This is a genomic window from Geodermatophilus sp. SYSU D00684 (assembly GCF_054050455.1).
Genome location: NZ_JBJGZI010000009.1, coordinates 18,442 through 40,700, shown reverse-complemented (window position 1 = coordinate 40,700; position 22,259 = coordinate 18,442). Strand labels below are relative to the sequence as shown.

Here is a 22,259-nt window from a genome sequence, read left to right as displayed (position 1 = left end):
TCAGAACCCCGCCTGGCTGACCCCGTACTCGGCCTGCTGCGGGGTGAAGCCCTCGTACTCCAGCTGGCCGATGAGGCCGGAGCGCGAGAACGAGGTGTAGTCGAGGTAGTCCCTGGCCATCTGGGCGGCCTGCGCGTTCCAGTCGACGCCCAGGTCGTCGACGGCCCAGGTGGCGTCCCCGGTCGAGTAGCCCTCGTACTCCAGTTGTCCGATGAGGCCGGACCGCGAGAAGGCCGTGTAGTCGAGGTAGTCCCTGGCGGTCTCGCGGGCGTTCCGCTGGCCGAGGGTCAGGTCGGGAGCCGGGGCCGGAGCCGGAGCCGGCGCAGGGGCCGGCGCAGGGGGCGGAGCCGGTGCAGGCGCAGGCGCCGGGGCCGGCGTGCGGGCCGGTGCGGGAGTCGTCGGTGCGGCGGTCGTGGGCACGGACGTCGGGGCGACCTCCTCCACCAGCGGCGTCGGGGCAGGAGCCGGCGTCGAGGCGGGCGCCGACGTCTCCGCCGCGGACGTGCTGGTGCCGGCGGCCGCCGAGGTGCTGTCGGTGCCCTCCTTCGGCGCCACGGCCGCGCCGAGCACGGCGAGCGCCAGCACGCCGGCCGGGATCGCGTACCGCTTCCGCGTGAACCAGGGACGGACCGGAGGCGTCGGCAGCCCCGCGCCGGGCGGGACGGGCGGCTGCCAGGGGCCCTGCGGCGCCGGGTACGGCGGCATGGGCTGGGGGGCGCCGAACTGCTGGGGGGTGCCGAACTGCTGCGTGACGTCGTACGGCTGGGGGGCGCCGAACTGCTGCGTGGCGGCGACGTGCTCGGGAGTGCCGAACTGCTGCGGAGGCGGCGGGAAGGCGTAGGCGGCCGTGGGCCGGTCGTCGACCGGCGGCGGGAAGCCGGGCTGGTGCGGGACGCCGGGCCGGCCGTCGTCGTGGGGGTTCGGCAGAACCCCGTCGGGCTGGGTCACGAGGGACACTCCTGCGTCGCTGGCGGATGATCGAACACGCTCCGGCGGAGTATCGGAACCCTCGGCCGGTTCTCGACCCCAGTCGCCCGGCGTCCCCTCGCCGCCCGCGCCGGGACGCGCGAGCGCCCCTCCGGCCGGGAGCCGGAGGGGCGCTCGTGTGCACGGGTCCTAGGCGGCGGTGGTCGCCCGGCCGTCGCGCGTGGCGCGGGGGCCGGGCGCCGCGGGGCGGTCCTCGGCGCCGGCGCGGAGGCCGGCGAGGTGCCAGGCGGTGCAGTCGGGGCAGCTGGCGATCCAGACGTGCCGGGGGTGGCGGAAGCAGGCGGCTCGGTCAGCCGGGGTGCTGGACATGGTGCGGGTACTCCCTGCCGCCGGGCTGACGGCGGCTCGTGACTCGTGGGACGGGTGGTGCAACACGGACGGGCCGCTCCTCCATCCGCGTGTGTGGGAGGACACGTGACAGCCCCCGTACCTGCACGTTCGGCGAGATGTGACGACGGGCACGCCACCCTTTGGCGCCGGGATGGTCACTCTCGACGACCGTGGATGCCGATCCTGGGCGCATGTCCGCTCGACTCGTCGCTGCCGGCAACGCCGCCGCGCAGCAGCCGTGGTCCCGGCCCGTTCCCTCGCCGGCGACCGAGGAGCAACCCTGGTGGCGCTCGGCCGTCGTCTACCAGGTCTACCTGCGCTCGTTCGCCGACGGCAACGGTGACGGCATCGGCGACCTCGCCGGCCTGCGCGCCCGCCTGCCCTACCTGTCGTGGCTCGGCGTCGACGCGCTGTGGATCAACCCGCACTACCCCTCGGGCGGCGCCGACGGCGGCTACGACGTCGTCGACTACCGGGCGGTGGACCCCGAGTACGGCGACGTGTCCGACGTCGAGGCGCTGGTCGCCGACGCCCGCCGGCTGGGCCTGCGCGTCGTGCTCGACGTCGTCCCCAACCACACCTCCGACCGGCACCCCTGGTTCCAGGCGGCGCTGGCCGACCCCGACTGCCCCGAGGCCTCCCGCTACCACTTCGCGCCGCCGTCGGAGGAGCCGCCGAACAACTGGCGCTCGCTGTTCGGCGGGCCGGCCTGGTCGCGCACCCCGGACGGCCGCTGGTACCTGCACCTGTTCGCCCCCGAGCAGCCCGACCTCAACTGGCGGGACCCGGTCGTGGCCGAGGACTTCGAGCGGACCCTGCGCTTCTGGCTCGACCGCGGGGTCAGCGGCTTCCGCGTCGACGTCGCCTACGGCCTCTACAAGGACGCCGGCCTGCGCGACAACCCCGGTGAGTACTCCCCCACCCTGTTCGGCCACGGCCCCGAGCAGGCCATGACGTGGAACCAGCCCGAGGTGCACGACGTGTGGCGCCGCTGGCGGGCGGTCTGCGACGAGTACCCGGACACCATGCTCGTCGGCGAGGTCTGCCTGGCCGACCTCGCCGAGGTCGCCCTCTACTCGCGGCCCGACGAGCTGCACCAGTCGCTGTCGTTCCGGCTGCTCAAGTCGACGTGGGACACCCCGGCCTTCGCCGAGGCGATCGGCAGCGCGCTGGACGCCTTCGGCCAGGTGGGCGCGCCCGTGTCGTGGGTGCTCGGCAACCACGACAAGGACCGCATGGTCACCCGCTTCGGCGGCGGCGACACCGGCCTGGCGCGGGCGCGCGCGGCGGCGCTGCTGCTGCTGTCGCTGCCCGGCTCGGCCTACGTCTACGCCGGCGACGAGCTGGGCCTGCCCCAGGCGCACGTCCCCGACGAGGCCAAGCAGGACCCGATCTTCTTCCGCAGCGGCGGCGAGCGCGCCGGCCGCGACGGCTGCCGCGTCCCGATGCCGTGGAACGCCACCACCGGCGTCGGCTTCTCCCGCGACCGCTCGGCCAGGCCGTGGCTGCCGGTGCCCGCGGAGTGGAAGCGGCACGCCGTCTCCCGGCAGACCCGCGACTCCGGCTCGGTGCTGCACCTCTACCGGCAGGCGCTGGCCGTCCGCGCCGAGCACCCGGCGCTGGGCACCGGCGAGGCGACCGTGAGCACCCGCGGCGACGTCCTCACCGTGCGCTGCACCGGCGGCGGCCGCACCGTCCGCTGCGCGGTCAACATGGGCACCGACACCGCGCTGGTCCGCTCGCGCGGCCGGGTGCTGCTCGAGTCCGGCCCGGGCGTGCACACCTCGGCCCGCTCGGTCGCGCTGCCCCCGGACACCGCGGTCTGGATCGCGGGAGACTGAGGGCGTGAGCCCGCGGCGCTGCCCCTGCGGCACCGGCCTGCCCTACGCCGAGTGCTGCGGGCGGCTGCACGACGGGACGGCGTCCGCCGCCACCGCCGAGCAGCTCATGCGCTCGCGCTACAGCGCCTTCGCCGTCGGGGACGCCGCCTACCTGCAGGAGACGTGGGACCCGGCCACCCGGCCGCGGTCGCCGGCCCTGGACCCGGCGGTGCGCTGGACCGGCCTGGAGGTGCTGGGCACCACCGGCGGCGGGCTGTTCGACGCCGAGGGCACGGTGACCTTCCGCGCGCACTCCCGCGCCGGCGGCGAGGAGCACGTGCAGGCCGAGCGCAGCCGGTTCCGCCGGGTGGACGCCCGCTGGGTCTACGTCGACGGTGACCCGGCCTGAGCGACCCGGCCCGGGCCCCGCTCAGCGCCAGCGGTACTCCAGCTCCGGCCGGCCGGCCCCGCCGTAGCGGGGCACCCGGTCGACCAGACCGGTCTCGGCCAGGTACTCCAGGTAGCGGCGGGCGGTGATCCGCGAGGCGCCGATGAGCTCCGCGGTCTCGGCCGCCGACACCCCCGGCGCCCGGCGCACCGCGGCCACCACGGCGTCGAGGGTCTCCCGGCCCATGCCCTTGGGCAGCGGCGCCGGCCGCGACGGGCGCACCGCGCCGAGCACCCGGTCGATCTCCGCCTGCCCGGCCGCCTCACCGCCGGCCCGCAGCTGCGCGCGGTAGGCCGCGTAGGCCTCCAGCCGGTCGCGCAGCGCCGGGTAGGTGAACGGCTTGAGCAGGTAGCCGACGACGCCGTGCACCGCGGCCGCCCGCACGGTGGCCAGCTCCCGGGCGGAGGTGACGGCGAGGACGTCGACGTCGGCGCCGGCCGCCCGGATCCGCCGGCACAGCTCGAGCCCGGAGGCGTCCGGCAGGTGCAGGTCGAGCAGCACCAGGTCGACGGCGGTGCGCGACAGGGCGTCGAGCGCGGCGGCGCCGGTGCCGGCCACCGCCACCGCGGAGAAGCCGGCGGTGCGCTCGACGTAGGCGCGGTGGGCCTCGGCCGCGACCGGCTCGTCCTCGACGACGAGCACCCGCACCGGCGCGGGGCCGGTGACGTGGCCCGTCCCGGAGCCGGTCACGGGGCCACCTCGGCGGGCACGGCCAGCGGCAGCGAGACGGTGAACTCCGCGCCCGGGCCGGGCCGCACGGTCACCGTGCCGCCGTGCCGGTGCACCGCCTGCTGCACCAGCGCCAGGCCCAGCCCGCGGCCGGGGCCGTCGGGCGCGCCGGCGTCGCCCTTGGTCGTGTAGCCGCGGCGGAAGACCTCGGCCGCCTGCTCCTCGGTCAGCCCCGGCCCGCTGTCCTCGACCCGGATCTCCAGCCGGTCGCCGTCGACGGCCAGGCCCACGGCCACCTCCCGCGGCGGCTCCCCCGACAGCGCGGCGTCGATGGCGTTGTCGAGGAGGTTGCCCACGATCGTGACCAGGTCGCCCGCGGGCAGCCCGGTGACGCCGACCGCGGTGCCGGGGTCGACCTCCAGCGCGACGCCCCGCTCGGCGGCGGTGGCCGCCTTGCCCAGCAGCAGCGCGGCGAGCACCGGCTCCTCGACGGCGCCCACCACCCGGTCGGTGAGCTCCTGCGCCGAGGCCAGCGAGGCGGTGGCGAACTCGACGGCCTCGGCGCTGCGGCCGAGCTCCACCAGCGACACGGTGGTGTGCAGCCGGTTGGCCGCCTCGTGCGCCTGCGCCCGCAGCGACTCGGCGAAGGCCCGCACGCTGTCGCGCTCGCCGGCCAGCGCCTGCAGCTCGGTGTGGTCGCGCAGGGTCACCACCGAGCCGTCGCCGAGGCCGGGGGTGCGGGTGGGCATCCGGCTGACCAGCAGCACGCGCTCGTCGGTCAGGTGCACCTCGTCGACGCCGCGGCGCGGGTCGGCCAGCGCGGCGGCCAGCTCGCCGGGCAGGCCGAGGTCGGCGACCGGCCGGCCGGCGGGGTCGCCGTCGAGGCCGAGCAGGCGGCGCGCCTCGTCGTTGGCGAGCTCCACCCGGCCCTGCCCGTCGACGAGCAGCAGGCCCTCCCGCACGGCGTGCAGCACCGCCTCGTGGTGCTCGAGCATCCGGGCAAGGGTGGCGGCGTCCAGCCCGCCGGTCTGTCGCCGCAGCCGGCGGGCCACCGCGGCGCTGCCCAGGCCGCCGACGGCGAGGGTGACCGCGGCGGTGCCGAGGATGCCGGGGACGGCGTCGGCGAGGTCGGCGGCGACGACGTCCACGGTCAGCCCGGCCGACACCAGCGCCACCACGTCGCCGTCGTCGTCGAACACCGGGCCGGTGGCCCGGACCGAGGGGCCCAGCGTGCCGGTGTAGGTCTCGGTGAAGGTGGTGCCGGCCAGCGCCGGCTCGACGGTGCCGAGGAAGGGCCGGCCGATCTGCTCGGGGTCGGGGTGGGTGAACCGGGTGCGGTCGGGCGCCAGCACCGTGACGAAGGACAGCCCGGTGTCGGCGCGGACCTCCTCCACGAACGGCTGCAGCACCGCCGGCGGGTCGGGCCCTGTGACGGCGTCGGCGACCAGCGGGGAGTCGGCGAGGCTCTCGACGACGGCCGTGGTGCGCTGCTCGGCGCCGTGCTGTAGCGCCTCGCGGGCGTCGTGCCAGGCCACCACCGCCGAGGCCGCCACCACGGTCAGCAGCACCAGGGCCTGCAGCGCCAGCAGCTGGCGGGCCAGGCTGCCGCCGGTGCGGCGGCGGGGCAGGAGGCGGGGCACGGGAGGGAGTCTCCCGCGCCCGGCGCTGCGACGTGGCTCACGTACGCAATGAACACATGGGTGACGGCGGTCACCGGGTCCGGCCCACTGGTACGCGACCGTCCCGACGTCTCCCCCAGGAGCAGACATGGCAGCTGGCACCGCGGCCGGCGATCCGCCCGTGCGCACGAAGCGCGACCGCACGCACTGGCTCTACATCGCCGTCATCGTGGCCGTCGCCCTCGGCATCGCCGTGGGCCTGGCGTTCCCCGAGTTCGCCACCGGCTTGAAGTGGATCGGGACGGCGTTCGTCGCCCTGATCAAGATGCTCATCGCGCCGGTCATCTTCTGCACGATCGTGCTCGGCATCGGGTCGATCCGGCAGGCCGCGAAGGTGGGCCGGGTCGGCGGGCTGGCGCTCGGCTACTTCCTGCTGATGTCGACGGTGGCGCTGGCCATCGGCCTGGTCGTGGGCAACGTGCTGCACCCCGGCGACGGGCTGGCCCTGTCCGAGGAGCTGCGCGGCCGGGGCTCCGAGCTCGCCGAGACCGCCGAGGAGAGCGGCGGCACCACCGACTTCCTGCTCGGCCTGATCCCCACCACGCTGCTGTCGTCGCTCACCGACGGCTCGGTGCTGCAGGCGCTGCTCGTGGCGCTGCTCGTCGGGTTCGCCGTCCAGGCCATGGGCGCGTCCGGGGAGCCGCTGCTGCGCGGCATCGGGCACCTGCAGAAGCTGGTCTTCCGGATCCTCGCGATGGTCATGTGGGTGGCCCCGGTCGGCGCGTTCGGCGCGATCGCGGCGGTGGTCGGCGAGACCGGCGTCGACGCGCTCACGAGCCTCGCCGTGATCATGCTGGGCTTCTACGCCACCTGCGTCGTGTTCGTGTTCGTGTTCCTCGGGCTGATCCTGCGGCTGGCCGCGAAGGTGAACGTCTTCTCGCTGCTGAAGTACCTGGGCCGGGAGTTCCTGCTCATCGTCTCGACGTCGTCGTCGGAGACCGCCCTGCCGCGGCTGATCGCCAAGATGGAGCACGCCGGCGTCAGCAAGCCGGTGGCCGGCATCGTCGTGCCGACCGGCTACTCGTTCAACCTCGACGGCACCGCCATCTACCTGACGATGGCCTCGCTGTTCATCGCCGAGGCGCTCGGCGACCCGCTGTCGATCGGCGAGCAGATCGGCCTGCTGGCCTTCATGATCATCGCCTCGAAGGGCGCCGCCGGGGTCACCGGCGCGGGCCTGGCCACCCTCGCCGGCGGCCTGTCGGCGCACCGCCCCGACCTGCTCGACGGCGTCGGGCTCATCGTCGGCATCGACCGGTTCATGTCCGAGGCCCGCGCGCTGACCAACTTCGCCGGCAACGCGGTGGCCACCGTCCTCATCGCCGGGTGGACCCGCGAGCTCGACCGCGACCAGCTGTCGGCGGCGCTGTCCGGGCGGTCGCCGTTCGACGAGGCCACCATGCTCGACGACGACCACGGCGGCCTGCCCGCGGACGCCACCGACGCCGGCCCCGGCCGGCGCGACGCGCAGGCCGAGCTGCGGCAGGAGGCGCTCTCCGCCGCCCGCTGAGCGGGCACTCCCCGACCACCACACCCCCGACCCCGGCCGCGCGCCGGAGCCGGGGGTGTGGTCGTCTGCGGCGGTGGCAGCCCCCTGGGACGTGGTGGTCGCCGGCGCCGGCCCGGCCGGGCTGTCGGCGGCCGCCGCCTGCGCCGCGGCGGGGCTGCGGACGGCGCTGGTCGCGCCCGCGGTGCGGCCCTGGCCGGCCACCTACTGCCTGTGGGCCGACGAGCTCGACGCCGCGGCCGGCCCGCTCGGCCTCGACCCGGCCGCCGTCGCGGCCGCGTACGCCCCCACCGTCGTGCGCACCGCGTCCGGCGGCGAGCGGCGGCTGACCCGCGGCTACGCGCGGCTGCGCAACGACGCCGTGCACGCCGCCCTGCTGGACCGGTTCCGGTCGGCCGGCGGACGGGTGGTGACCGGCCGGGTCGGCGGCCTGGTCGACGAGGCCGTCGGCGAGGTCGCCGTCCTCGCCGACGGGCGCCGGCTGGCCGCCCGCACCGTCCTCGACGCGCGCGGCGGCGGGCCCGCGACGGCGCAGCAGCGGGCCTGGGGCGAGGTGGTGGCCGGCCCCGTCGACGACGTCGTCCCGCCCGGCGGGGCGCTGCTCATGGACTGGATGGCGCTGGCCGACCCCGCCGCCCCGCCGGCGTTCCTCTACGGCCTGGCCCTCGACGACGGCACGGTGCTGCTCGAGGCGACCTCGCTGGCCGCCCGCCCGCCGGTGCCGCTGCCGGACCTGCGGGTTCGGCTGGACCGGTTCCTCGCCGCCCGCGGCCTGCGCCCGGCCGGGGAGCCCGAGCGGGTGGCGATCCCCCTGGACGCCCCGCCGCGGGCCGCCGGACCGGGGACCCCGCTCGGCGCGTCGGCGGGGCTGGTGCACCCGGCCACCGGCTACAGCGTCGCGTCCTCGCTGCGGCTGGGCCCGCGGGTCGCGGCCGTGCTCGCGGCCGGCGGGGACCCGCGCGCGGTGGTGCGGCGGGCCCGCCCCCGGGCGACGGCGGCGCTGCTGGGCCTGGGCTTGGAGGTGCTGCTGCCGCTGGACACCCGCGCCACCGACGCCTTCTTCGCCGCGTTCTTCGCGCTGCCCGAGCGGTCCTGGGCGGCCTACCTGGACGTCGGCTCGCCGCCGGCCGCCGTCGCCGCGGCGATGGCCCGGGTGTTCGCCGCGCTCCCCGGGCCGCAGCGGGTGCGGCTGCTGCGCGGGGTGGCCGGCGGGTCGGCCCGGGGGCTCAGGCGGGCGCGGGCGGCGGCGTCGCGTCGATGACGGCGGCGTGCTCGGGCAGCACGCCGGTGCGCCGCCGCTGGCGCAGCAGGTACCACGCCAGGCCGACCGCGACGATCGCGCCGATGAACACCGGCGCGGCCCACTGCAGGTACCAGTGCGGTTCCCCGGTGGCGTTGTAGACCTCCCGCCGCGGCCAGGCCAGGTTGACCGCCATCCCGGCACCCCACAGCACGGCGAGCACGTTGACCGGCAGGCCCAGGCGGCCGAGGGAGAACCGGCCCGGCGCCGGCCGGGGCCAGCGCCCGCGCAGCCGGGCGACCAGCATCGGCCCGGTCACCAGCAGGTAGGCCAGGTAGATCATCACCACGGCGATGCTGGTCAGCGCGGTGAACACCTGCGGCTGGCGCACGTTGAGCAGCAGCACGCCGACGGCGAGCAGCCCGACGAGGACGGCGGGGACCACGGGCGTGCGCCGCCGCGGGTCGACGTGCGCGAGCCGGGCGGAGGCGGGCAGCGCGTTGTCGCGGGCCATGGCGAAGGTCATCCGGATCGCCGCGGTGTGCACCGCGAGGCAGCACACGGTGACCGCGACGACGATGCAGAGCAGGAACGCCTTCCCCAGCCCGGTGCCGGCCACCGACAGCAGGACGTACTGCAGGCCCCCGCCGCTGGAGGACAGCTGCGGGTCGGTGAGGTCGGGGGCGGCCATGAGCCCGAACAGCAGGATCAGCCCGCCGAGCACGAAGGACGCGGTGATCGCCCGCAGGATCGCCCGCGGCGCGGTGCGGCCCGGGTCGATCGTCTCCTCGCCGAGCGAGCTGGCGGTGTCGAAGCCGTACATGACGTAGCCCGAGGCGAGCGCCGCGACGAGGAACGCGCCGAGGTAGCCCAGCGGCTGCCCCTCGCCCCGGCCCCCGGTGTCGAACAGCACGTCCTGCGGCCCGCGGGTGATCGCGACGGCCAGGACGACCACGATCAGCACCGCGGCCACCAGCTCGATGAACACCCCGGCGCTGTTGATGCGCGCCATCAGCCGCACGCCGAACGCGTTGACCAGCGTGGTGAACGTGATGAGCAGGCCGCCCAGCACGACGGCGTTGACGGCGACGTCGTAGGTGCCGGTCCCGTCACCGACCAGCTGGAAGCCCGACCACAGCTGCGGCAGCGTGATCTGGTAGGCCAGCGCGGTCGCGGCCAGGGTGACGATCGAGGCGGTGAGCATCACCCAGCCGGCCAGCCACGACGTCGTCGCGCTGCCGAGGCGCTTGGTCCAGTTGTAGAGCGACCCGGCCACGGGGTAGCGGGCGGCCAGCTCGGCGAAGCACAGCGCGACCATCAGCTGCCCGGCGAAGACCATCGGCCACGACCACACGTACGCCGGGCCGCCGGCGCCGAAGCCGAAGTAGAAGAGCTGGAACGTGCCGGTGAGGATCGAGATGTAGCTGACGCCGGCGGCGAAGCTGGAGAACCGGCCGATGCTGCGGTCCAGGTGCTGCCGGTAGCCGAACTCGGCGAGCTGGGAACCGCCGTCGTCGGTGGGGCGCACGGGGGTCCTTCCGGGTGGGGGTGCGGGCGCCCCACTCTGGCCGACGGCGCGGTCCCCGGCGACCCGGGAGGGTCAGGCGCCGAACGACAGCACCTCCGCGACCGGCCGGCGGTTGGTCGTCGGGCTGCGGTCGCCGGACGGGTACCCGAGCCGCATCAGCATCTGCGGGTGGCCGACCAGCGACAGCCGCGAGCGCAGCTGCGCGCGGGTGGCCGGCCAGTCCAGCGCCTGGGTCAACGGGGAGGCCGCGAGCCCCCCGGTGGTCACCTCGAGCAGCACCCGGCCGAGCGCCCGCCCGGCGGTGAGCCAGGCCCGCCGGTCGTCGCCGTCGGTGCCCATGAGCAGGACGGTCGGGCGCTCGACCGGCGGCGGCGGGGCGTCCGGGTCGAGGTCGGAGACGTGCGGCCGGTCGGCGGGGCGGGAGCCCACCACGAAGTCGCGGACCAGCCAGTTCGACGGCCGGGTCGACGGGTCCTCCCCGGGCACCGCCCCGACCGGGATCCCGTCGGGGGCGGTCGGGTCCGTGCGCATCCACCGCTCCAGCTCGGCGAGGTACTCGGGCTCGCGCTGCTCGACCTCCTCGGCGCGGGACAGCAGGAAGGCCGTGGTGACCTCCTCGTCCTCCCCGCTGATCCGCTTCACCCAGACCCGGAACGCGCCGGCGGTGGCCTGCAGCCGGTCGACCACCTCGGCCGGGACGGCCCGCGGCAGGAACGGCGCGCGCTCGGTGTGCCGGGCGCCGATGGCGTCGGCCAGGGCGCGGCCGGCGTCGTCCGGGGTGCGGCCGCCGGTGACGGTGAGGACGGCCAGCAGGTCGGGGTCGGCCGGGTCGGGCAGCTCCTCGACGGCGGTGTCGTGCCCGGCGGCCGCGAGCGCGACGACGGCGAACTCGACGGCGACGCCGCAGCTGACCACCCGCTGGCGGCCGCTGGGGTCGAGGGCGTGCAGCGCCCGCGCCGGATCGGTGCGGACCTCCAGCCGGTCGCCGGACGCGGTGAACCGCCACGGCTGCGTGTTGTGGATCGAGGGGGCCCGGGTCGCGGCCTCCACCACACGCGTCCACTCCTGCTGGTCCACCGTCGGCCTCCCGTCGTCCGTGCGTCCCGTGCAGGACCTGCCTACCCCATCCCCGCAGGTCACACCGCGCGGACCGCCGGGGCCTGCCGGAGCCGCCCGGCGAGGAGGACGACGACGCCGCGGCCGGTGACCGCCGCCATCGTCAGGGCCATCGCGAGGCCGCCGAGGACGCCGATCGCGGCGACCAGCAGGGGGTCCTGCCCCGGCTGCCACAGCGGTGTGGTGAGGGCGGTGAACACGAGCAGGCCGGCGAGCCAGGCCAGCGCGGTGCACCCGATCCAGCGCCCGGCGCGGGGCACGTGCCGGCGCAGCACCGTCCACTGGGCGGCGCCGATGACGGTGAGCAGCAGCGCCGCCGCGACCAGCGCCAGGGGCACCTGCACGGCGAGCGGCAGGTCGAGCACCCCGGACGCCCAGGTGCCCGGCGCCGTCCCGAGGAACCACGCGACGACGGCGGCCGCGGCGGTGCGCACCGTCCAGTCGCGGCGGGACAGGCCGGGCAGCACGGGGGCGAGCACGGCGGCCTGCGCCGCGCCGAGCAGCGCCCCCTCGGCCGCGCCGGCGGCGGCGAGCACCGCGAGCGCCGCGGGGCCGGGCAGGTCGGCGGCGCCGAGCAGCACCGCGGTCACCGGCACCAGGAACCCCAGCGCCTCCCCGGCGGTGACCACGAGCAGCCAGCGCCGCCACAGCGCGGTCGGGGTGGTCACGGGGGCAGCGTGCCGGGCGGACGCGCGCGTCCCGCAGGGCCGGAGGTCCCGGCCCGCCGGGCCCGCCGGCCGGTACCCTCCCGGCCGGTGAGCGCCCCTCCGTCCGACCCCGGCCCCGTGGCGGCGCTGCTGCGCCGGTGGCGGACGGCGGCCGCGCTCACCCAGGAGGAGCTCGCCGCCCGGTCCGGGCTCACCGCCAAGGCGGTGAGCGCGCTGGAGCGGGGCGAGCGGCGCCGCCCCCACCCCCACACCGTGCGCGCGCTCGCCGACGCCCTCGGCCTCGACGCCGCCGACCGCGCCGCCCTGACCGCCGCCGCCCGCCCGGCCGGCGGCGGGCCCGCGGCGGGCACCCTCCCGCCGCCCGCGGCGCCGGTGTTCGGCCGCGAGGACGACGTCGCGGAGGTGGCCGGGCTGCTGCGGTCGCGCACCGCCCGGCTGGTCACGCTCACCGGCCCCGGCGGGGTGGGCAAGACGACGCTGGCGCTGGCCGCGGCGCGGGAGGTGGCGGCCGCGTACCCCGACGGCGTGACGGTCGTCGAGCTGGCCCCGGTGCGCGAGCCGGGGCTGGTGCTGCCCACGCTGGCCCGCGCGCTCGGCGGGCGGCAGCTGGGGGGACCGGTCGCCGACGCGGTGGCCGCCCGGATCGGCGACCGGCGGCACCTCGTCGTCCTCGACAACGTGGAGCACGTGCTCGACGCCGCGCCGGAGGTCGCCGGGCTGCTCGGGCGCTGCCCGGGCCTCGCGGTGCTGGCCACCAGCCGGGCGCCGCTGCGGGTGCGGGCGGAGCGGGAGCGCCCGCTCGCGCCCCTCCCGGTGCCGGCGGGCACCGGCGCCGCGGCCGTGGCCGCCTCCCCCGCCGCCCAGGTGTTCCTCGACCGGGCGGCGGCCGCCGGGCGCCCGGTCGTCCTCACCGACGCCACCGCCGCCGACGTCGCCGCGATCTGCCGGCGCCTCGACGGGCTGCCCCTGGCCCTGGAGCTGGCCGCCGCGCACGCCCGCTACCTGCCGCCGGCCGCGCTGCTCGGCCGGCTGGACGAGGCGCTCGGGTCCGGCGGCGCCCGGGACCTGCCCGAGCGGCAGCGCACCATGCGGGCCGCGCTGGACTGGAGCCACGACCTGCTCACCGCCGCCGAGCAGCGGCTGCTGCGCCGGCTGGCCGTCCTCGCCGGCGGCTTCTCCCTCGACACCGCGCGGGCGGTGGCCGGCGTCCCCGACGTGCTGCCCGCCCTGGGCGGCCTGGTCGAGCAGTCCCTCGTCGTCCCCGAGGACGGGCCCGAGGCCCGCTACCGGCTGCTGGAGCCGGTGCGGCAGTACGCCGCCGCGCGGCTGGCCGACGCCGGGGAGACCGACCTGGCCGCGGACCGCGCGACGGCCGCCGTCCTCGACCTCGCCGCCGGCGCGGAGACCGGGCTGACCGGGCCGGAGCAGGGCGCCTGGCTGGACCGGCTGGAGCGCGACCACGGCAACCTGAGCGCGGCGTTGGGCCGGCTGGTGGCCGCCGGCCGGTCCGCCGACGCCGCCCGGCTGGTGCGGGCGACCTGGCTGTACTGGGCGGTGCGCGGCGACGTCGCCGAGGGCCTGGGCTGGGTGGCCCGCATCGACCGCGCCGGCCTCGCGCCGGTCGACGACGCCCGCCGGCTGCTCGCGCTCGCCGCGCTCCGCTACGCCGCCGGCGACGTCCCCGGCACGGCGGAGGCGGCGGCCGGGGCGGCGGCGGCCGCCGCGGACGCCGGCGCCGGGGACCTGCGCGCCCTGGCGCTGGTGCTCACCGGCTCGGCCGCGGTCTTCCGCGGCGACCTCGGCGCCGCCGGGCGCGACCTGGCCGAGGCGCTGCGGCTGGCCGCGGAGACCGGCGAGGCGTGGGCCCGGGTGCATGCCGTCGTCGCGCAGGGGCAGCTGCTGCTGCAGGCGGGCGACCTCGCCGGCGGGACGGCGACGCTGGCCGACGCCGAGCGGCTGGCCCGCGCGCTCGGCAGCCCGTTCAGCCTGGCGACGCTGCTCAACGTGCAGGCCTCGCTGGCCGCGCTCGCCGGCGACGAGGACGCCGCCCTCGACCGGTGGGCGGAGGCGGCCGGCCTCGCCGCGGAGGTCCGCACCTCGTGGACGCTGGCCTACACGCTGCCCGGGCTGGCCGCCGTCGCCTCCTCCCGCGGGCTGCCCGAGCTCGCGGCACAGCTGTTCGCCGCGGGGTCGGCGACGGCGGAGGCGGCGGCGGTCGCGGTGGCCTTCCCGCCCGACGTCGCGCTGGCCGCCCAGGAGCTGCCGGCGGTGCGGGCGGCGCTCGGTGAGGAGGCGTTCGCCCGGGCCTGGGACGCCGGCCGGCTGCTGCGCCCGGAGGACGTCCCGGCCCTCGCCGGGACGATCAGGCGGGCCCGCGGACCGCGCTGACGTAGCGGCGGTACCGCCGGGCGAAGACCGTCCGCAGCAGCACCCGGACCGGGAACGGGACGACGTGCAGCATCATCGTCCGCTCGTCGGGGTCGCACTCCTCCAGCAGCGCGCCGAACAGCAGCGGCAGGTCCCGCACCGACATCTCGCCCCTGCCGTGCTCGCCGAGCTGCGCCCACTCCGCCTGCGTGACGTGCCGCTGCGCCAGCGGCAGGATCTCGGTCTCCTCCTCGGCCAGGTGCTCGGCCAGGACGGCGCCCAGCGCCTCGACGGTGGACGCCACCTCCTCGGCGACCGCCGGCCGCGCCTCGACCTCCCAGCGGTCCAGCGCCGGGCCGAGGGCGCCGATCAGCCGCTCCACCTCGGCGTGCTGGGCCTCCATGCGGTGGACGACGGCGGCGTCGGGCGGGCAGCGCTCGAGCAGCTTCGGCCAGAGCAGGTCGTCCTCGGCGGTGTGGTGCAGGTGCAGGCCGAGCAGCACCATCCGGGCGTGCCGGGCGAGGACGGCGGCGCGGGCGGTGTCGCCGGGGCCGACGGCGCGCACGAGCCCGGGGAGCAGGCCGAACTCGCGGCGGAAGGCGCGGTGGACGACGTACATGTCGCGGACGTCGGCCATCGGGACGGTGGGGGCGGGAGCGGTGTTCGTCATGGCGGCGAGCCTGTCGGCGGGGCCGCGCCGATCCCACCCACAGCGCACCCACACCGCCCCCACGGTCCGCCCGCGGGGGCTCGGGTGGGGGTCAGCTCTCGGAGGCGTGGTGGTGGAAGCGCCGCCACGGGTGCCGGCGGGCCGTCGGGGGCTCGGGGTGCCGCGCCTCCTCCGGCGGTGGCCCCGCGGACTCCGCCGCCGCGCCGGCCTGGGCGGCCCGGCGGGGGGTCGGCGGCCGGGTGCTGTCGGCCAGCCGCTCGCGGCTGAGCTGGTGCTGCAGGCCGAGCGGATCGCAGCGGTGGCCGCGCGCGGCGACGTCGTGCTGCGCCTCCCACTGCGCGATCAGCTTCTCGTCGAGCGACATCTCGCGGCGCACCGGCTCCTCGGGCGGGCGGGCGGTCGGGTCCATGGTTCCCCCTCTCACCCCCGGGGCCGTCCCCCGGGGGACGCAAACGTCAGGGCCGGGCGGCGGCGCCGGACCCCACGGTCTCGGCCGGGCCGGGGCGCACCGCGTCGGGCCGCACGACGGTCACCGGGCAGGGCGCCGCGCGCAGCACCGAGGACGCGACCGAGCCGAGCAGCCGCCCGCGGGCGCCGCCCCTCCCCCGGGTCCCGAGGACCAGCAGCTCCGCGCCCCCGGTCGCGGCCAGCAGCGCGTCGACCGGCGCCCGGTGCACCGCGCGGCAGGTCACCGCGACCTCCGGCGGCACGCCGGCCGCGGCGACGTCGTCGGCGAGCGCCCGCTCCACGGCCCGCTCCCAGTCGGCCAGCGGCGGCACGTAGGCCGGCTCCCAGGTGTCCGGGCGGGGTGCGGTCGGCACGCTCCACGCGCGCACGGCGGTCAGCGGCATGCCGGTGCGGGCGGCCATCCGGCCCGCCCAGGCGAGCGCGGCCCGGGCGCACGCCGAGCCGTCCACCCCGACGACCACCCCGCCGGCGACGCCACCGGGCCCGGCTCCCGAGGTCACGGCACAGCCCCCCTCAGCACCGGTCACCGGTGGCCGGCGCAGACCCATGACACGCCGCACCGGCGCCCGGCGGCAGGGTCGGAGGTCCCGGTCAGCGGACGGCGGCCGGCCGCCCGTCCGGGACGCTGCGGGTGAACTTCCGCCAGATCCAGCTCGAGGGGACCCGGCGGCCGGTGAGCAGGTAGTCGGCGACGCCGTCGATGAACATCGTCGCCTCCACCTCCCGGTGCACCGCCGCGCGGCCGGCGAACAGCAGCTCGTCGCCGGGTGCGAGCACCGTCGCGGGCTCGGGGGTCAGCACCGCCTCGTCGCCGCGCAGGAGCAGCAGCGGCACGGCCAGCAGGCTCTGCTCGCGCTCGGCCGGGTCGCGCAGCAGGTCGGCGAGCCGGAAGCACCCCTCGGTCAGCAGCGGGTGCAGCGCCGGCGCGTCCTCCGCGGTCAGGCGCACCTTCCACAGCGCCTCCAGGTGCGCGCCGCACGCGTCCAGCAACCGCTCGACCACGCCGGCCGACCACTCGTCGCTCTGCCCGGGCAGCTCGCGCAGGAACCGCCACAGCAGCGGCGTGCTCAGCCGGGCGTAGGCGTCGTGCGCGACCACCTCGGTGGGCACGAGCAGCGCGTCGACGTCCATCGCGGCGAACAGGGCCGCGTCGGCCGGCTGGTTCTGGCGGGCGGCGACGAACAGGGAGGGGTTGGTGCGCCGCGCCTCGGCCACCAGCGAGAGGTTGGTGGTGTCGTTGTCGGTGCCGGCCACCAGCCCGACGGCCGTCTCCAGGCGGGTCCGCCGGATGACGTCGGGGTCCGCGGCGTCGCCCACCACGACGCCCTCGCCCGGGGTCGTGTCGACGACGGTGACCTCCAGCCCCTCGGCGCCCAGGTCCGCGGCGAAGTGCCGGCCGAAGCGCCCGTAGCCGCAGACCACCCACCGGCCCGGCGCGGGCGCCTTGCCGCGCGGCGGCAGCTCGGCGCCCGGCCCGCTCTCCAGCCAGGTCATGAGCTGGTAGGACGCCGGGGTCCGCAGGGCCAGTCGCAGGTGGTCGCCGAACCGGTCGAAGGGGTTGATGACCGTCGGCGAGCCGAAGCCGGCCATGCGCTCGGCGACCGCGGACGACGTCGTGCGGGTGACCACCGTGAGCTCCGGGCGCAGCAGGGCGGCGGCCATGGCGACGGCGAGGTTGGCCTCGTCGTCGCCGGTCACGGCCAGCACGCCCTCGCACCACGGGTGCCCCAGCCCCGCGACGCCGAGCACGTGCGGGTCGCGCGCGTCGCCCACCACGCCGGGGACGTCGCCCCGGTGCGGCGCGATCTCCAGGGCGTCGATGCGGGCCTCGGCGATGTCGACGACGGTGAACCGGCGGCCCAGCGCGTCCAGCGACAGCCCCAGCGTCTCCCCGGCCTGCCCGTAGCCGCAGATCAGCAGGAACGGCTCGCGCAGCCGGGTCACCTTGCGCGACACGTGGCGCAGCGCCAGCGCCTGCCGGAACGCGCGGTCCTGCACCAGCGCCAGCAGCGAGCCGATGGCGTAGGCCCAGCCGACGACGGTCAGGTAGATCGTGCCGGTCACCCACATGCGCTGCGCGTAGCTGAACGCGAACGGGATCTCGCCGAAGCCGATCGTCGTCGCCGTGTAGCTCATGACGTAGAAGGCGTCGAACAGGCTCAGCCGGGCCGGCTGCCCGTCCGCGTCCACCCCCGGGACCAGCGACAGCCCGAGCACGCTGACGGCGAAGATGACGATCAGGGTGATCAGCGGCGCGCGCATCCGCCGGAGGACGGTGAACACCGTCGCCGACCCCTCCGCGCGCGGCACGACCGGTGCCCGCCGGCGCCGGCGCCGGCCGCGGGTGGTGACGGGTGGCGGCGGGGCGGTCTCCACGGCGGCCCGCCTCAGTGCCGCTGGAAGGACACGGTCTCGACGACGAGCAGCACCACCGAGACCACGTTGGCCAGCAGCGCCCCGCCCGACAGCGACACCATGCTCGCCGTCGCGTGCTCCGTGAGCCCCTCCGCGGACACGTGCACCGCCCAGGCCCAGGTGATGGTCGCCGCCACCAGCTGCAGGTCGGCGACCAGGCTGGTGGCCAGGTGCACCGCGCCGATCTGCGTGCGGTCGCCGAACTTGAGCACGGTCGCGATCAGGCTGATCACCAGCGCGGCGAACAGCTCGTAGACGTTGTGCAGGGCTGGGTCGGAGATGTCGCCGATGAAGAAGCCGAAGTTGAGCGTGGCGGCGAGCAGGACGAAGAACCCGAAGACGACCTTCTCGAGGTTCACGCGGCGGGCACCTCCTCTCGGCGCGGTCGACGCTAGCCGGATCGGGGCACGCGCACCTGTCGGAGTCGTACCGCACTGCGAGCATGGCCGCGTGCTGCTCGCCGACGTCGTCGCCGCCTCCGCGGCCGTGGCCGCCACCCGCTCGCGCACCGCCAAGGCGCAGGCCATCGCCGGGGCGCTGCGCGCGGCGGGGCCGGACGAGGCGGGGCCGGTGGCCGCGTGGCTGGCCGGCGAGCTGCCGCAGGGCCGGGTCGGCGTCGGCTGGCGCACCCTGGCGCGGACCGCGCCGCCGGCCGCGGCCGCGCCGTCGCTGACCGTCGCCGCCGTCGACCGGGCGCTCACCGCGCTGGCCGGCACGGCCGGCAGCGGCTCGGCCGCCCGCCGCGAGGCGCTGCTGACCGAGCTGCTCACCGCCGCCACCGCCGACGAGCAGCACCTCCTCGTCCGGCTGCTCGGCGGCGAGCTGCGGCAGGGCGCGCTGGAGGGCGTGGTGCTGGACGCGATCGCCGCCGCGGCCGGCGTCCCGGCACCGGCGGTCCGGCGGGCGATGATGCTGGCCGGCCGGCTCGACGAGACCGCCGTCCTCGCCCTCGGCGGCGGGGAGGACGCCCTCGCCGCGGTCGGGCTGCGGGTGGGCCGCCCGGTGCGGCCGATGCTGGCGAGCCCCGGCTCCTCCCTCGACGCCGCGCTCGCCGACCTCGGCCCCGCGGTCACCGTGGAGCACAAGCTCGACGGCGCCCGCATCCAGGTGCACCGCGACGGCGACGACGTCCGCGTGTGGACCCGCACGCTGCGCGAGGTCACCGGCGGCGTGCCGGAGCTGGTCGAGCGGGTGCGCGCGCTGCCCTGCCGCACCGCCGTCCTCGACGGCGAGACCCTGGCCCTCGACGACGACGGCCGCCCGCGCGCGTTCCAGGACACGATGAGCCGCTTCGGCAGCGACGGCGCCGACGCCGGCGTGCTGCTGAGCCCGTTCCTGTTCGACGTGCTGCACCTCGACGGCCGCGACCTGCTCGACGAGCCGCTCGACGTCCGCCTCGACGCGCTGGCCGGCCTGCTCGCCGACGACGCGCACGCCCCGCTGCGGATGCTCGGGGTGCGCCGGCCGACGCCGGAGCAGGCGGCCGCGGTGCTCGACGACGCCCTGTCCGCCGGGCACGAGGGCGTGGTGGTCAAGGCGCTGGACGCCCCGTACGCCGCCGGCCGCCGCGGCCGCGCGTGGCAGAAGGTCAAGCCGGTGCACACCCTCGACCTCGTCGTCCTCGCCGCCGAGTGGGGGTACGGCCGGCGCACCGGCACGCTGTCCAACATCTGGCTCGGCGCCCGCGACCCCGACGGCGGCGAGCCGGTGATGGTCGGCAAGACGTTCAAGGGCATGACCGACGAGCTGCTGGACTGGCAGACCCGCACCTTCCCCGCCCACGCCCGCGCCGAGCACCCGTGGGGCGTGGAGCTGCGGCCCGAGCTCGTCGTCGAGGTCGCGCTCGACGGTGCCCAGCGCAGCCCGCGCTACCCCGGGGGGCTGGCGCTGCGCTTCGCCCGGGTGCTCCGCTACCGGCCGGACAAGACCCCCGGCCAGGCCGACGACCTCGACGCGGTGCGCGCCCTGCTCGCCGGCGGCTGAGCGGCGGGGTCAGCCGGGCCGGCGCCCGCTGCCGAGGTGACCGCCCAGCATCGCCCCGGCCAGGACCGGCGCGCTGCCGGCGCGGGCGAGGGCGACGCCGAGCCGGTGACGCCCCCGGAGGCGGGCGACCCACGAGGCGGCGAACACCAGCGTGGCGAGCCCCTGCAACGCGGCGTGGGTCATGCCGACCCGCCGCGCGGCGCGGTCGGCCCCCGCCCACTCCGCCCAGCCGGCGACCGCCGTCGGCACCGCGGCCGCGACGCCGAGGGCCGTCAGCCGGGTCGCCGCGCGACGGGACCCCTCGTCGCGGAACAGGTCCAGGTACTGGGCCGTGAACCACGCGCCGAGCGGCGCGTCGGTCAGGATGACGTGCAGCGGCACGCCGGTCGCGTCGCCGTGGAGGACGCGGCGGACCCGGGCCTCGGCGACCAGGCGGCCCGCGGCCGGTGCCACGGCCTCGATGGCGCCGTCCCAGGCGGTGCTGTGCTCCAGCCGCCGGAGCAGCCGGGCGTACCCGCCGGCGGCGGGAACGGGGAGGCGCTCGGCGGAGCGCAGGGTGTCGCTCACGGTCACCCACGCTACTACGGATGTAGTGCCGAATCACTACGTCTATGGTGACGGCGTGGTGACCACGCGGAGCCGCGCGCTGGACGCGGCGGTCGAGCTGCTGGGCACGGAGGGCGTGCGCGCCCTGACGCACGCCCGCGTCGACGCGCGGGCCGGCCTGCCGAAGGGGTCGACCTCCAACCACTTCCGGACCAGGCGGGCGCTGCTGTCGGGGGTCGTGGACCACCTCGTCGCCCTCCAGTGGCAGGACGTGAGCGGCGCCTCGGAGGTGGCCACCGCCGACGACCTCGTCGACCGGCTCTGCACCCTGCTGGAGCGCGCGACCGGGCCGGACCGGGCGCAGACCGCGGCCCGGTACGCGCTGTTCGTCGAGGCCGGGCACGACCCGGACCTGCGGGAGTCGCTCGCGCGCGGGCGCGCCACCGTCGAGGCGCCGCTCGTCCTGGCGCTGGCCGGCCTCGGCGCCGGCGACCCCCGGGCAGCGGCCGCGGTCGTGGTGCCCTGCCTGCAGGGACTGCTGCTGCGCCGCATCTCGCGGCTCGACGAGGCCGACCCCCGACCGGTCGTGCGCCGGGTGGTGCAGGCGGTCCTCGGCTGAGCCGTCCAAGCCGGACGGCAGCCGGCCGCAAGCCGCCGTGCCGAGGCTGCCCGGCGTGACCCCGACCCGCGCCCTCCCCTGCCTGCTCACCGCCGGCGCCCTCGTGCTCGCCGGGTGCACCGCCGTCCCCGACGACTCCGCCGCCGCGGCCGCGCCCGCCGCGTTCGACGAGGTCCTCGGCACCGTGGTGCTCGACGCCCAGGCCGGCCCGCCGGCGGGGGGCGCGCCGCGCACGCGGGTGCTCGACGCCGCCGCGCTGCCCGACGGGCGGGCCTACGTGCTCACCGCCGGGGCGACCGTGCGGCTGGTGGAGGTCGTCCGCGGCGACGCCGGCCCGGCCGCCGGCGACGCCGTCGAGCTGTCCGGGCTGGGCCCGCGCGCGGCGCTGGAGGTCACCCCCGGCGGGGAGCTGCTCGTGGTGGGCAGCGACGACGACGGGCCGGTGCTGCTCACCGTCGCGGACGGCGGGCCGGCCGAGCGGCGCGTCGACGGCCCCGGGCAGGTGCTCGCCTCGGCCCTGTCCGCCGACGGCGGGACCGTGTACGTCGGCCTGGCGCCCGGGGAGGAGACGGGCGTGCCCGCGCGGCTGCTCGCCGTCGACGCCGCCACCGGCGAGGTCACCGCCACCGCCCCGCTGGGCGCCGGGCTGGACCCCCGGGCCCGCTCGGCCCGGCTGCTCCCGCGCCCCGACGGCGGCGTCGTGGCCGTCATCAGCAACCCGCAGCCCGGCGGCGCCCAGGACTGGGTCGCGGAGTACGACGCCGACCTCGGGACGGCGGTCGCCCCGTTCGGCGTCGTCGCGGCCCTCGGCGCGAGCGGGCACACCGAGGTCTCGGTCGGCGTGGCCGGCGACGGGGACCTCGTGGTGCTCACCGAGGTCCGCGACGGCCGCCGGGTGTCCCGGTTCTCCTCCGGCGAGCTCCTCGGCACCGTGGACGCGGACCTCACCGGCCCGGTGGACGCCGTCGTCGCCGGGCCGCCGGCCGGGCTGGTGACCCTCGCGTGGGGGCGGGGCGGCGCCGACCCGGTGCTGGTGTCGCTCGACCCGGCCACCGGGGCGCTCGGCGAGCCGCTGGCCACGTGCGACACCCTCGGAGGCCACGACGCGCTCGCCGTCGCCCCGGACGCCACCTGGGCGGTCGCGGCCGGCGCCTGCGGGCACGACGACGTGGTCGCGGTCCTCGTCGGGTGACCCCGGG

General features: G+C 77.8%; 21 protein-coding genes. 8 read left to right on the top strand and 13 right to left on the bottom strand.

The window, feature by feature from the left end; all coding sequences use genetic code 11:
- On the bottom strand, positions 1 to 948 hold the full coding sequence (locus tag ACI79L_RS08235; protein WP_456936311.1) for an Ltp family lipoprotein: 948 nt from the start codon (positions 946 to 948) through the stop codon (positions 1 to 3).
- A 168-nt stretch (positions 949 to 1,116) separates the two neighbouring features.
- Entirely contained in the window at positions 1,117 to 1,296 is a 180-nt protein-coding gene (locus tag ACI79L_RS08230) for a hypothetical protein (protein ID WP_456936310.1), read from the bottom strand.
- A 212-nt stretch (positions 1,297 to 1,508) separates the two neighbouring features.
- Between ACI79L_RS08230 and ACI79L_RS08225 the strand changes: the two genes are divergently transcribed.
- Together ACI79L_RS08225 and ACI79L_RS08220 are read left to right on the top strand one after the other, a co-directional pair.
- The gene (locus ACI79L_RS08225) at positions 1,509 to 3,158 is read left to right on the top strand and encodes a glycoside hydrolase family 13 protein (protein WP_456936309.1); all 1,650 of its coding nucleotides are present in this window, start codon (positions 1,509 to 1,511) and stop codon (positions 3,156 to 3,158) included.
- Between the two features lie 4 nt (positions 3,159 to 3,162).
- Entirely contained in the window at positions 3,163 to 3,546 is a 384-nt protein-coding gene (locus tag ACI79L_RS08220; protein WP_456936308.1) for a YchJ family protein, read from the top strand.
- 21 nt (positions 3,547 to 3,567) lie between these two features.
- On the opposite strand, the gene ACI79L_RS08215 is transcribed toward ACI79L_RS08220, so the two are convergent.
- Positions 3,568 to 4,275, bottom strand: coding sequence for a response regulator (locus tag ACI79L_RS08215; protein WP_456936307.1), 708 nt, complete (start codon positions 4,273 to 4,275; stop codon positions 3,568 to 3,570).
- Positions 4,272 to 5,894 carry a sensor histidine kinase gene (locus ACI79L_RS08210; protein WP_456936306.1) on the bottom strand — a complete coding sequence of 541 codons (1,623 nt, stop codon included), beginning with the start codon at positions 5,892 to 5,894 and terminating at the stop codon, positions 4,272 to 4,274. Before ACI79L_RS08210 ends, ACI79L_RS08215 begins: the two co-directional genes overlap by 4 nt.
- A gap of 127 nt (positions 5,895 to 6,021) precedes the next feature.
- Between ACI79L_RS08210 and ACI79L_RS08205 the strand changes: the two genes are divergently transcribed.
- Positions 6,022 to 7,443 carry a cation:dicarboxylate symporter family transporter gene (locus ACI79L_RS08205; RefSeq protein WP_456936305.1) on the top strand — a complete coding sequence of 474 codons (1,422 nt, stop codon included), beginning with the start codon at positions 6,022 to 6,024 and terminating at the stop codon, positions 7,441 to 7,443.
- 73 nt (positions 7,444 to 7,516) lie between these two features.
- On the top strand, positions 7,517 to 8,701 hold the full coding sequence (locus tag ACI79L_RS08200) for a lycopene cyclase family protein (protein WP_456936304.1): 1,185 nt from the start codon (positions 7,517 to 7,519) through the stop codon (positions 8,699 to 8,701).
- On the opposite strand, the gene ACI79L_RS08195 is transcribed toward ACI79L_RS08200, so the two are convergent.
- The 3 genes from ACI79L_RS08195 to ACI79L_RS08185 form a co-directional block, all read right to left on the bottom strand.
- Complete coding sequence (locus ACI79L_RS08195) at positions 8,667 to 10,208, bottom strand: APC family permease (protein ID WP_456936303.1); 1,542 nt, start codon at positions 10,206 to 10,208, stop codon at positions 8,667 to 8,669. The genes ACI79L_RS08200 and ACI79L_RS08195 overlap by 35 nt on opposite strands.
- A 72-nt stretch (positions 10,209 to 10,280) precedes the next feature.
- Entirely contained in the window at positions 10,281 to 11,348 is a 1,068-nt protein-coding gene (locus tag ACI79L_RS08190; protein ID WP_456936302.1) for an Acg family FMN-binding oxidoreductase, read from the bottom strand.
- Positions 11,345 to 11,992, bottom strand: coding sequence for a hypothetical protein (locus ACI79L_RS08185; protein ID WP_456936301.1), 648 nt, complete (start codon positions 11,990 to 11,992; stop codon positions 11,345 to 11,347). Before ACI79L_RS08185 ends, ACI79L_RS08190 begins: the two co-directional genes overlap by 4 nt.
- A gap of 87 nt (positions 11,993 to 12,079) precedes the next feature.
- Here ACI79L_RS08185 and ACI79L_RS08180 point away from each other — a divergent pair, with 87 nt between their 5' ends.
- Complete coding sequence (locus ACI79L_RS08180) at positions 12,080 to 14,380, top strand: ATP-binding protein (protein ID WP_456936300.1); 2,301 nt, start codon at positions 12,080 to 12,082, stop codon at positions 14,378 to 14,380.
- Here the strand turns inward: ACI79L_RS08180 and ACI79L_RS08175 are convergent.
- The 5 genes from ACI79L_RS08175 to ACI79L_RS08155 all read right to left on the bottom strand — a co-directional run bounded on the left by ACI79L_RS08175 (position 14,355) and on the right by ACI79L_RS08155 (position 18,271).
- Positions 14,355 to 15,029: a hemerythrin domain-containing protein gene (locus ACI79L_RS08175; RefSeq protein WP_456936299.1), complete on the bottom strand. Its 675-nt coding sequence runs from the start codon at positions 15,027 to 15,029 to the stop codon at positions 14,355 to 14,357. The genes ACI79L_RS08180 and ACI79L_RS08175 overlap by 26 nt on opposite strands.
- A 91-nt stretch (positions 15,030 to 15,120) precedes the next feature.
- Positions 15,121 to 15,438 carry a hypothetical protein gene (locus ACI79L_RS08170; RefSeq protein ID WP_456936298.1) on the bottom strand — a complete coding sequence of 106 codons (318 nt, stop codon included), beginning with the start codon at positions 15,436 to 15,438 and terminating at the stop codon, positions 15,121 to 15,123.
- 46 nt (positions 15,439 to 15,484) lie between these two features.
- A complete protein-coding gene (locus tag ACI79L_RS08165) occupies positions 15,485 to 15,997 on the bottom strand; it encodes a universal stress protein (RefSeq protein WP_456936297.1) in 513 nt (170 codons plus the stop codon).
- 91 nt (positions 15,998 to 16,088) lie between these two features.
- Positions 16,089 to 17,873: an NAD-binding protein gene (locus ACI79L_RS08160; RefSeq protein WP_456936296.1), complete on the bottom strand. Its 1,785-nt coding sequence runs from the start codon at positions 17,871 to 17,873 to the stop codon at positions 16,089 to 16,091.
- 11 nt (positions 17,874 to 17,884) lie between these two features.
- Complete coding sequence (locus ACI79L_RS08155; RefSeq protein ID WP_456936295.1) at positions 17,885 to 18,271, bottom strand: DUF6394 family protein; 387 nt, start codon at positions 18,269 to 18,271, stop codon at positions 17,885 to 17,887.
- 91 nt (positions 18,272 to 18,362) lie between these two features.
- On the opposite strand from ACI79L_RS08155, the gene ACI79L_RS08150 reads away from it, so the two are divergent.
- Entirely contained in the window at positions 18,363 to 19,895 is a 1,533-nt protein-coding gene (locus tag ACI79L_RS08150; RefSeq protein WP_456936294.1) for an ATP-dependent DNA ligase, read from the top strand.
- A gap of 9 nt (positions 19,896 to 19,904) precedes the next feature.
- Here the strand turns inward: ACI79L_RS08150 and ACI79L_RS08145 are convergent, their stop codons facing one another.
- Complete coding sequence (locus ACI79L_RS08145) at positions 19,905 to 20,462, bottom strand: DUF2231 domain-containing protein (protein WP_456936293.1); 558 nt, start codon at positions 20,460 to 20,462, stop codon at positions 19,905 to 19,907.
- 55 nt (positions 20,463 to 20,517) lie between these two features.
- On the opposite strand from ACI79L_RS08145, the gene ACI79L_RS08140 reads away from it, so the two are divergent.
- Both ACI79L_RS08140 and ACI79L_RS08135 read left to right on the top strand, forming a co-directional pair.
- Positions 20,518 to 21,060 carry a TetR/AcrR family transcriptional regulator gene (locus ACI79L_RS08140; protein ID WP_456936292.1) on the top strand — a complete coding sequence of 181 codons (543 nt, stop codon included), beginning with the start codon at positions 20,518 to 20,520 and terminating at the stop codon, positions 21,058 to 21,060.
- Between the two features lie 55 nt (positions 21,061 to 21,115).
- Positions 21,116 to 22,252: a hypothetical protein gene (locus ACI79L_RS08135; protein WP_456936291.1), complete on the top strand. Its 1,137-nt coding sequence runs from the start codon at positions 21,116 to 21,118 to the stop codon at positions 22,250 to 22,252.
- Positions 22,253 to 22,259 lie beyond the last annotated feature (7 nt).

What these genes read in the sequence shown, in the direction of transcription:
- ACI79L_RS08230 (WP_456936310.1), bottom strand. Translation starts at nt 1,296, where the DNA reads ATGTCCAGCACCCCGGCTGACCGAGCCGCCTGCTTCCGCCACCCCCGG.
- ACI79L_RS08175 (WP_456936299.1), bottom strand. Translation starts at nt 15,029, where the DNA reads ATGACGAACACCGCTCCCGCCCCCACCGTCCCGATGGCCGACGTCCGC.
- ACI79L_RS08225 (WP_456936309.1), top strand. Translation starts at nt 1,509, where the DNA reads ATGTCCGCTCGACTCGTCGCTGCCGGCAACGCCGCCGCGCAGCAGCCG.
- ACI79L_RS08205 (WP_456936305.1), top strand. Translation starts at nt 6,022, where the DNA reads ATGGCAGCTGGCACCGCGGCCGGCGATCCGCCCGTGCGCACGAAGCGC.
- ACI79L_RS08170 (WP_456936298.1), bottom strand. Translation starts at nt 15,438, where the DNA reads ATGGACCCGACCGCCCGCCCGCCCGAGGAGCCGGTGCGCCGCGAGATG.